Annotated in this window: 8 protein-coding genes; 4 read left to right on the top strand and 4 right to left on the bottom strand. The window is 46.6% G+C overall.

Annotation, left to right across the window (positions count from 1 at the left end):
• The 4 genes from QUB68_RS04095 to QUB68_RS04080 all read right to left on the bottom strand — a co-directional run.
• Positions 1–1373: DUF4347 domain-containing protein (locus QUB68_RS04095; RefSeq protein ID WP_332989632.1), on the bottom strand; the 1373-nt coding region annotated here is incomplete at its 3' end.
• Positions 1374–1438: 65 nt separating this feature from the next.
• Positions 1439–2359: an Rpn family recombination-promoting nuclease/putative transposase gene (locus QUB68_RS04090; RefSeq protein ID WP_332989631.1), complete on the bottom strand. Its 921-nt coding sequence runs from the start codon at positions 2357–2359 to the stop codon at positions 1439–1441.
• A 45-nt stretch (positions 2360–2404) separates the two neighbouring features.
• A complete protein-coding gene (locus QUB68_RS04085; protein WP_332989629.1) occupies positions 2405–3097 on the bottom strand; it encodes a response regulator transcription factor in 693 nt (230 codons plus the stop codon).
• Positions 3087–4193 (bottom strand): sensor histidine kinase, encoded by a 1107-nt coding sequence (locus QUB68_RS04080; protein WP_332989628.1) that lies wholly within the window; start codon positions 4191–4193, stop codon positions 3087–3089. Before QUB68_RS04080 ends, QUB68_RS04085 begins: the two co-directional genes overlap by 11 nt.
• 533 nt (positions 4194–4726) lie before the next feature.
• Between QUB68_RS04080 and kdpA the strand changes: the two genes are divergently transcribed.
• The 4 genes from kdpA to kdpC all read left to right on the top strand — a co-directional run bounded on the left by kdpA (position 4727) and on the right by kdpC (position 9844).
• Positions 4727–6484, top strand: a complete 1758-nt coding sequence (gene kdpA / locus QUB68_RS04075) for a potassium-transporting ATPase subunit KdpA (protein ID WP_332989627.1) — start codon at positions 4727–4729, stop codon at positions 6482–6484.
• Positions 6485–6559: 75 nt separating this feature from the next.
• The gene (gene kdpB, locus QUB68_RS04070; RefSeq protein WP_332989625.1) at positions 6560–8665 is read left to right on the top strand and encodes a potassium-transporting ATPase subunit KdpB; all 2106 of its coding nucleotides are present in this window, start codon (positions 6560–6562) and stop codon (positions 8663–8665) included.
• 124 nt (positions 8666–8789) lie between these two features.
• Entirely contained in the window at positions 8790–9059 is a 270-nt protein-coding gene (gene kdpF, locus QUB68_RS04065; protein WP_332989624.1) for a K(+)-transporting ATPase subunit F, read from the top strand.
• A gap of 158 nt (positions 9060–9217) precedes the next feature.
• Positions 9218–9844 carry a K(+)-transporting ATPase subunit C gene (kdpC, locus tag QUB68_RS04060; RefSeq protein WP_332989623.1) on the top strand — a complete coding sequence of 209 codons (627 nt, stop codon included), beginning with the start codon at positions 9218–9220 and terminating at the stop codon, positions 9842–9844.
• Positions 9845–9849: the final 5 nt, after the last annotated feature.

Below are 9849 nucleotides of genomic sequence, written 5' to 3'. Positions count from 1 at the left end.
AAATCTGCGTCCGTGTCGTTGCTTAAAACTCCTGGAAATCCGGGGAGCACTTGATCGTGCAGGACTTTGTAGGTGTCATTGGCCGCCACCGGGAAGTTGTTAACCGAGATGGAGCCGAGAGTAAAAGTGGCACTTGCTTGATCTGTGGCGTCACCGAAAAATAGGAAGTTTGGCTGGTTGTAGGGATTGTAGGGTAAAGCCGGCTGGCTGACTGCTGGGTTAAATGCCGTGTAGTTCCGCAGCGGCTGATTTGTCAAATTTGGTATTGCTACGCCACCAGAAAACAGCGTGTAAGTGCTGCCTTGAACTACCAGTTTATAGTCGGTAGCAGTGCTGATGTTAACCGCTGCATTTTCCCCGCGAGTAAACAGAGTTGGCGATACACCGCCGTTTTGAGCAAAAATGCCTCCGTTGGGCGTGATGTTGCGGTTGGTGAAACCGAGTTCAATGCCATTTTGAGCGTCGCTGCTAATGGCGATGATGCTGAAACCTGCCCGATCGTTACTACCACTGTTTTCAGCCGTAACTGCAACATTGAAAGAAACGCTGTAACCGTTGGTGCGGTTGAGGGCGGGGAAAGTTGCACTGACTGGAGTAAATGTTGCTGGCGTGGCTGGCGGACTTGGAGGGGTATATTTGTAGTTGGTGTAGCCCGCATAGCCTGCATTGCTAGCCGGGAGATTCACGGTAGAAGTATCAATGCCCGTGTTGGGCGAGAACGCACCACTGGCGAATGGAAGAGCAGCAGGTAGCTCTCCATAAGCTAATTGAGTAGTACCTAATGCCCCGATACCGGGTGTTGCAGCAGGAAACGGAAAGTTACTTGTGCCGTCGTAGAGGGTGCGGCCGAACACGAATTGATAGGCGGCCATTGTTGCTTGGTCGATCGCCAGCTCCGCCACAACCCTTCCCGTTGTATAATCTAATTCCCAGTCTCCGCCTAAAGCTGCACTGCCGATCGGCCCGCTGGAAGCAGCAATTTTTGCCCGCGTTAGCCGACTCAGTTGCTGCACAAAGTTAGCGCCTTTTTCACCCGCCGCTACATCGCACCCGTACAGCAAAATCTCTGCACTGTCTGCTAAAGAGCTCCACCAACGCTGCAATTGCTTAGCATAAGTTTGTAAATTTGTCAAGTTTAGATCGATCGCGCCTAGGAGCAAACTCGCCGATCGACCGTGGGAGATAATATGAATGCTTTTAATATTGCTGCGACTCCCTAGCACTTCCGTAATTTGTGCTACTCCATCCCCAGCCGCATCGATGATAATTACTTCTATCCCGGCTGCGATACTGTTGCAAAGATTGTGGATATCAGGGAGAGCAGAGTCGATAAAGGCGATCGAACCCATAACATAATTGATAAAATTTGGCACAAGACACCTCTGGTTAGATGACCGTCGATAACTTAAATATATGCCAAATTTACCAAACTCAGATATTAAATGTCATCAGTAGAATTTCGGGAATGTTGCTGCAACCAAGTCACCAAATCTGAAACACTTTCCAAATCAAACATCGCATCTCCTAAATTATCCAAATTCTCAAGATTCAACTCGCATATCTGCGTCTGAATGTCGGGGGAAAGTTCACCTATTCGCCGCGTCATTTGCCGCAGTATTAATTCTGACTTACCTCGTTTTAGAGCTTGTTGAGTGGCCAGATCTATCGCCCCTTGTTGATCTTGAATCCAAGACTCTTGTTTTTGCAATTCATCTAAGTCTTTTTGACTCAGATTCGTGTCGTTAGCAATCTGAAAAGCTCTCTCAATTTCTGGCACCGCAACCATTGTATCGGGAACAGTTTCTAAGTTGCTGGTATTTTTGACAAAATAAATCCACTTGTCCGTCAGCGTTGTCAACTCCGACAATTCTTTATTGAATTTTGGCAGTTCTATAAACACCAACTCAATCTCGCTATCGGGATAATCGAATAGTCTTTGTGTTTCTTTGAAAGCAAATCGCGAAATTACTTCAGATTGATTAGGAAACATTTCAAAGTCTGTTATATTCAAAGCAATTACTGGTCTGAGTCTTTGATAGCGATCGGCTCGATTTAATTGCAGGGCATAGGTTTTTGCAGCATTGTACAAAACCCGCTTACCAAATGCTGGCACGTTCAAAACTTGCATTTCAATAATTATTGTTTTACCGTCATTGATTCTAGCTTTCACATCTAAGTATGTGTCTTTGCTGCCAAAAATTTGACCAGCTAAATAAGGATCGATGATTTCTAAATCTTCGATAACTGGTTCCCCTGCATAAAGCATGGCATTCAAAAAACTAATCAAAATTTCTCGGCTTTCATTAGAACCGAATATCTTCTTAAACGCAAAATCTATTTTGGGATTTATAAATCTCATAACTTTTCGTGATATAGGTTTGTCAGTTATTATAAACTATCAGACTTAAGATTGACTACCTAACAATTCTTGTGCTACCAATCCTTTCTGAATAGCGAGCACTGCTGCTTGAGTGCGATCGCGCACTTCTAACTTTTGCAAAATCGCGTGCACGTGAACCCGCACAGTCCCCGGAGCAATGTACAATATTTGTGCAATCTCCTGATTGCTTTTTCCGCCTGCAACTAAAGCTAATATTTCCTGTTCTCGCTTCGTCAGCGGATTGTCTAAAACTTCCGATTTTGCGCCGAATTTCACAGGTTCGGGATTAGCAAAAACCGCCCTAATTTCCGCAGTTGCCGCCTTATCCCACCAAGAAGCGCCCCCTGCTACAGATCGAATTGCCAAAACCAAAGTTGCCGCCGCAATTCCCTTAAGGCAATATCCCTGAGCACCCGCAGCAATCAACCTTTCAATTAACGCTTTTTGGGAATGAGATGTTAAAATTAAAACGGGAATTTCTGGATGGCGCTGTTTAATTTGGCGGCACGCTTCAATGCCCCCAATTCCCGGCAAACCCACATCCAGAACCACCACATCCGGCAAATGTTCCTGAGTCAATTCTACCGCCGTTTCGCCATCTTCCGCCTCAGCAATTATTTGCAAGCAACTTTCTTGTTGCAATCTGGTTTGCAATCCCAACCGAAACAGTTCGTCATCTTCAACTAGGAGAATTCGCAAGGGAGAATTAGGTTTCATTGGCGGAGATAGCTGGTAATCGGAATCCAAACAAAGCACCGTGCGGCAATTTGTTTTCTGCCCAAATTATACCGCCGTGCGCGTCAATAATTTGGCGAGATAAGTATAACCCCAATCCCGATCCTTTGGCTTGCCGATCGCCATTTCCTTGATAAAAACGCTCGAACAAGTGCGGCAGTTCCTCAGCAGTAATTCCCAACCCGTTATCGAGCACTTTCACCACCTGATAGCTAGCCGAAGATTCCATGACTATTTCTACTTTACCGCCGCGTGGAGAGTGGTTGATGCCGTTGGCGAGCAAATTCGCAAAAACTCGCTGGAGTTGCACTGCATCGCCATTTACCCACAAAGAGCGGCGAAAATCGGAGTCTCCGTAACTCATACTAATATAAACTCGGCGCGCCGCTGATAAATCTGCCAGTGTGGCGATTACTTCTGCTGCTAAAGCTGCTAAATTTACAGGTGCAAGTTGCAGTTTTAAACCTTCGGCATCGTTGCGGTAAACATCCAGCAGCGTTTCTACTAATTGTAGTGACATTTTGTGCGATCGCGCCATTGTTTCGAGAACCTTTTGCTGGCTGGGAGTGACATCGCCAAATTTTGCTCCCTGAAAGGCTTTAATTGTTTCGATCGCGCCCAGCATCGGGGTTTTCAAGTCGTGACTCAAAGTAGAGACAAAATCTTCTCGGATGCTAGCTAGCTGCTGCTGAGACTGTAACTGAGCTTTGGCGATCGCGATCGCCTGTTGGTACTGCTGATTGCGATCGCTCAAATATCCCGTCACTCCCAAAGCCATAACTGCGATCAGTCTATTAGCTACAGTTGCTAGGGCGATCGTTTCTCCAGGAGGAACAAACAAATTCAACAGCGTCAAAGCTACCGCTACCAGCGTAATTTGTAACTTACCCAACCGACTCAAGCGCGAATTTGCCAATAAAATCGGCCCCGTGTACAGGTATCCAAACAGATACTCCGACGGAGTAGTAAATTCCAGCGCTGCAATGATCGCAAATAAAAGAGCGATCGACCACCGCCCCCGCAAATACTTCTCTTGAAATACCAAATTTTTTTTAATTATCAATAAGCTTTTTAACATTTTATATTCATCCATTTTATACCAATTTAATGTGAAGTTGCACATATCTCGATCCCCCTAAATCCCCCTGGTTGTAGGGGGACTTTGATCGGAATCTTGTCCCCCCCTTATTAAGGGGGGCTAGGGGGGATCGGATTCTATGCAGCCTCATAAAAAATTGGTATTAGATTTTATCTGGCAATTTTCGGACTTAGGCAAATGGTACATAAGCAGTCCAGGACGCAGAAACCGGGTTTTTTACAAAAATACTGGTTGATAGCCTTTAATATGGGTAAAAAACCCGGTTTCTTGGGTCGTGTGCGTAAGTCCTATCATCTATTGTGGCGCCAATAACCGCGTTTACGTCGCATCTATACCTTGAAGTATAGAGTTACAAAAATAACTAAACATTCATCTATTTGGGAAAATATATAACAGCCTAGCATAACTTGTAAAGGCAACTTATACCTGCGGACTTATTATCAAAAGCCCCACCCTCAAGTATATTGATTGTTAAACGTAGATTGCACTTTTAAGGAAGTATTGGCTCAGTTATGCTGCAAGGATTAAGTCAAATTGCATTAACGCTAATCATTTTAATAGCGATCGCGCCTTTCTTTGGTGATTACATGGCGCGGGTGTACATGGGAGAAAAAACCATCCTCGACCCCGCCATCAAACCTGTAGAACAACTCATCTATAAAGCCGGCAACATCCGTGTTGTAGATTCCATGACAGGCTGGCAATATGCGCGATCGCTATTATACAGCAATCTAGCAATGGGCATATTTGTTTTCTTAATTTTCATGCTTCAGGGAGTGCTGCCTTTAAATCCCACCGGCTTAAGTGCACCAACCTGGGATACCGCACTGCACACAACAATTTCATTCCTCACAAATACTGACCAACAGCATTACTCCGGCGAGACAACATATAGTTATCTATCGCAATTAACGCTGGGTTTTTTAATGTTTACCTCAGCCGCCACAGGCTTAGCAGTAGGGATTGCCTTTATTCGGGGACTGACCGGCCGGCCGCTGGGGAACTTTTACATTGATTTAATTCAATCAATCACCAGAATTCTCCTACCATTATCTTTAATAATCGCCTTGCTATTGCTAATTTCAGGAGTGCCAGAAACTCTGGCAGGCCCCCAAGTTGCCACCACCTTAGAAGGCAGCACCCAAGTTATTGCTCGCGGCCCAGTAGCTCACTTTGAAAGCATCAAACAACTAGGAGAAAACGGCGGCGGATTTTTCGGGATTAACTCGGCTCACCCCTTTGAAAATCCCAACCCTTTTACTAACCTGCTAGCAACAATAGCAATGGTTTCGATTCCCGCTGCTCTGATTCACACCTACGGCAGATTTGCCAACAACAAAAAGCAGGGATGGCTGATTTTTTGGATGGTGTTTGTAATTTATGTTATCTTGATTGGGATTGCAGCAGTTGGCGAGTTTCAAGGCAATCCGCAAGTCAATAATTTACTGGGTTCCGTAGCGCCAAATTTAGAAGGCAAAGAAGTTCGATTTGGCTGGGCAGAAACTGCACTTTGGGCGGTGACTACGACTGGCACAATGTGCGGGGCTGTGAACGGGATGCACGATTCTTTAATGCCTCCGGCAGGTTTTGCTACTCTGTTTAACTTGTTTCTGCAAATTGTTTGGGGCGGACAAGGAACCGGAACAGCTTACTTATTTATTTACCTGATTTTGAGCGTATTTCTCACCGGACTGATGGTGGGGAGAACGCCCGAATTTTTGGGACGCAAAATTGAGAAACGGGAAATTGTTTTAGCTAGTGTTGTTTTGTTGATTCACCCGATCGCAGTTTTAATTCCCGGCGCCATTACCCTCGCCCTTACCGACAGTTTGAGCGGCATCAGCAACCCCGGATTTCATGGCATTTCCCAGGTGATGTACGAATACGCTTCGGCGGCGGCCAACAACGGTTCTGGTTTTGAAGGATTGGGCGATTCTCAACCCGCGCCGACAGGACTTTGGTGGAATTTAAGCACCTGTTTTAGCTTGCTGATGGGGCGCTACGTTCCGATTGTGGCGCTGCTGCTGTTAGCTGACAGCATGACGAACAAACAATTGGTTCCTGAAACAACCGGAACTCTCAGAACAGATTCCATTTTGTTCACCAGCGTAACAGCAGGAGTAATCATCATTCTGGGCGCGCTGACATTTTTCCCAGTCCTAGCTTTGGGGCCAATTGCTGAAGGATACGCAATTAGCAGCGGCAATTTGCAAGCAGCACCGGTAACTGCGCCGTCGCCTCTGGGAACACCAACTCCTCCACCTCAGTAGCGAAAAAATATCAACCTCATCCTTCTCTTTCTCTGTGATCTCTGCGTCCTCTGTGGTTCATTAAAAATCCAAATTATGGCTTCCTCCAATACCCCTGATTCTGAAAAAACTCCCCGTTCGAGAGGCTCTCGCGAGTCTCGAAAACACACACCCAAAGCAAATACCAAAGGGCTTTATCAAAGAGCTTTTAAAGATGCTTTTGTCAAGCTAAACCCCCGGGTGATGCTAAAAAATCCGGTGATGTTTGTGGTGTGGGTGGGCACAATTGTGACTGCACTTTTGACGGTCGATCCGACCCTTTTTGGCCCGGTTCCCGGCAAGAATCAAGTAGTTTTCAATGGCCTTGTCACGTTAATTTTGTTCTTTACTTTGGTATTTGCTAATTTTGCGGAAGCGGTGGCGGAAGGCCGCGGGAAAGCGCAAGCAGATGCGCTGCGATCGACCAAAGCCGACACCACAGCCCGCAAACTCTTACCAGACGGTACAATTCAAGAAGTTAGTTCGACATCTCTCAGACGTGGCGACCAAATTAAAGTGATCGCAGGCGATGTCATTCCTTCCGACGGCGAAGTGATCGCAGGTGTCGCATCGGTGGACGAATCTGCAATCACTGGGGAATCCGCACCAGTGCTCAAGGAACCGGGTTCGGACATCGCTAGTTCCGTCACCGGCGGTACGCGCATCCTCTCGGACGAACTAACGCTGCGGGTGATGGCAGACCCCGGTAAGGGATTTTTGGACAGGATGATCGCGCTGGTAGAGGGCGCTGAAAGGTCGAAAACGCCGAACGAGATCGCGCTGACGGTGCTGTTGGCTGTGCTGACTCTGGTGTTTTTGATTGTGGTGTCAACTATTCCGCCGATCGGCAATTACGTGAAAACTCCTGTGGGCGTGGTGACGCTGATTTCGCTGCTGGTGGCGCTGATTCCGACAACGATCGGCGGTTTGCTGAGCGCGATCGGCATTGCTGGGATGGATCGCGTCGCTCAATTTAACGTGATAGCGACTTCTGGGCGCGCCGTGGAGGCTTGCGGCGACGTGAATACGTTGATTTTGGACAAAACCGGGACAATCACGCTGGGGAACCGTTTAGCCGAGGAATTCATTCCGGTAAACGGTCATTCGCTGCAAGAAGTGGCGCAGGTGGCGCTGACTGCGAGCGTGTTTGACGACACGCCAGAGGGAAAGTCGATCGTCCGTTTGGCTCAAAAATTGGGCGCACAGGTGGAGTTCGATCGCGAAAACGCTCAAGGATCTACCGGGCTTGATTTTTCGGCTAAAACGCGGATGTCGGGCACGGATTTGCCGGATGGTACGGAGGTGCGCAAGGGTGCGGTGGATGCGGTGAAGGGTTTTGTGCGATCGCGCGGCGGCAATATCGGCTCCGATCTCGATGAAGCTTACGAGCGAGTTTCGCGGCTAGGAGGCACACCGTTAGGCGTTTGTCAAGGCAACGACATTTACGGGATTATCTATTTGAAAGATATCATCAAACCCGGAATTCGCGATCGATTTGACCAACTGCGAAAAATGGGAATTCGCACCATCATGCTCACCGGAGACAACCGAATTACAGCATCAGTAATTGCCGACGAAGCAGGCGTTGACGACTTCATCGCCGAAGCAACTCCCGAGGACAAAATCGAAGTAATTCGCAAACAACAAGCAGAAGGCAAATTAGTTGCAATGACGGGAGACGGAACCAACGACGCACCCGCACTAGCCCAAGCAAACGTCGGACTTGCGATGAATTCCGGAACCCAAGCCGCGAAAGAAGCTGCAAACATGGTGGACTTAGATTCTGACCCCACAAAACTCATTGACTTAGTGACAATTGGCAAACAATTGCTGATTACTCGTGGCGCGCTAACCACCTTTTCGCTAGCCAACGACATCGCCAAATATTTTGCAATTATTCCGGCAATGTTTGCCCCAGTTGGCGCTTTAAACATTATGGGTTTAGCCAGCGGTCAATCCGCAGTTCTGTCCGCATTAATTTACAACGCTTTGATTATCCCCGCTTTGATTCCGCTAGCACTAACCGGGGTTAAGTTTCGACCGTTGAGCGCCAATCAACTGTTGCAGCGGAACATTTTAATCTACGGATTGGGCGGAGCCATAGCACCGTTTATCGCCATCAAAATTATTGATGTTTTCATTGCTGCGATCGGGCTAGCATAGAAGTTCGGCAGCGGATTTTGTAACGGATTTAACGGATAAAATGGAGAATCAAAAAAAAGAACATCAATCAAAAGATACTTGCTGCAATTTGTCAAGAGATTTAATTTGAAAAATAGGAGTAATTATGAAACGAAACGATTTGCTGAATAATGTTTTGCCGAGGAATTTTCTAGAAACAATTGAGTTAGGACAAATGCTTTGGCAGCGCCACCCAATCCCGGTGCAACTATTTCTGGTAATGTGCTTTAACTTGATAATTGCACCCGCTGTTTATGCGGCTGCGGATGAAGGTTTGACGAAAAAAGCTGCCTGGGGTTTAAGCCTTTTGGGTTTAGTAATCGTCGGACTCGCAGTTTATTTGTTTGTCGTAATTTTTCAGCCAGAAAGATTTTAGAAAAATATCTGCATTCCGACTCTTAGAAACCGGGTTTTGTACCTAATCTGCGGGCTAAAACGAAATATTTTCGCAAAAAACCCGGTTTCTGGGCTCCAAAGACATCCGTTACATCCGTTACATAATCCGTTGCCGAACTTCCTTCATTGAGGTAATTTATGAGAGAATTAATCAGAGCAATTCGCGTGACTTTAGTTTTGTGGGGAATCACGGCAATTATCTATCCCTTAATCCTGCTAGTAATCGGTCAAGTTGCCTTCAATTCCCAGGCAAACGGCAGCTTAATTACTCAGCAGGGAGTTGTAGTCGGCTCCTCCTTAATCGGTCAACCTTTCAGCTCGGAAAAATATTTTTTTCCCCGCCCCAGCACGACAAATTACAGTAGCTTTCCGACCAAAGATTACGACCCCACAAAGGCAGAAAATACCACTCAAAGAACGGGCGTTTCTGGAGCTAGCAACATTGCTCCTAGCAACTCCGATTTGCTGAAGCGAGGCAATGAAAAAGATGGTTTTCAGGGAGTACAAGTTGAATTAGCCCGCCTCAACCAAGCTGGTATCAAACCGACTGCCGATTTAGTCTACACTTCTGGTTCTAGTCTCGACCCGCACATTAGCGTAGAATCAGCTAGGGTGCAAATTGAACGGGTAGCAAAAGTGCGATCGCTAAATCCCAATCAAGTAGAAATGTTGGTAGCCAAAAATACAGACGGCAGATTTCTCGGCATTTTCGGCGAACCGGGAGTTAACGTCCTCAAACTGAATTTGGCTCTTGATGGTTTATAATACTC

The sequence above is a fragment of the Microcoleus sp. A006_D1 genome (genome assembly GCF_036702805.1).
In the GTDB taxonomy this organism is placed as follows: domain Bacteria; phylum Cyanobacteriota; class Cyanobacteriia; order Cyanobacteriales; family Microcoleaceae; genus Microcoleus.
The sequence above is the reverse complement of the archived record's forward strand: the minus strand, read 5'-3'. Positions and strand labels throughout refer to the sequence as shown.

Bases quoted from the DNA above. Each gene is read 5' to 3' on its own strand.
- kdpF (WP_332989624.1), top strand. From the start codon at position 8,790: ATGAAACGAAACGATTTGCTGAATAATGTTTTGCCGAGGAATTTTCTA.
- QUB68_RS04090 (WP_332989631.1), bottom strand. From the start codon at position 2,359: ATGAGATTTATAAATCCCAAAATAGATTTTGCGTTTAAGAAGATATTC.
- QUB68_RS04080 (WP_332989628.1), bottom strand. From the start codon at position 4,193: ATGTTAAAAAGCTTATTGATAATTAAAAAAAATTTGGTATTTCAAGAG.
- QUB68_RS04085 (WP_332989629.1), bottom strand. From the start codon at position 3,097: ATGAAACCTAATTCTCCCTTGCGAATTCTCCTAGTTGAAGATGACGAA.
- kdpC (WP_332989623.1), top strand. From the start codon at position 9,218: ATGAGAGAATTAATCAGAGCAATTCGCGTGACTTTAGTTTTGTGGGGA.
- kdpA (WP_332989627.1), top strand. From the start codon at position 4,727: ATGCTGCAAGGATTAAGTCAAATTGCATTAACGCTAATCATTTTAATA.
- kdpB (WP_332989625.1), top strand. From the start codon at position 6,560: ATGGCTTCCTCCAATACCCCTGATTCTGAAAAAACTCCCCGTTCGAGA.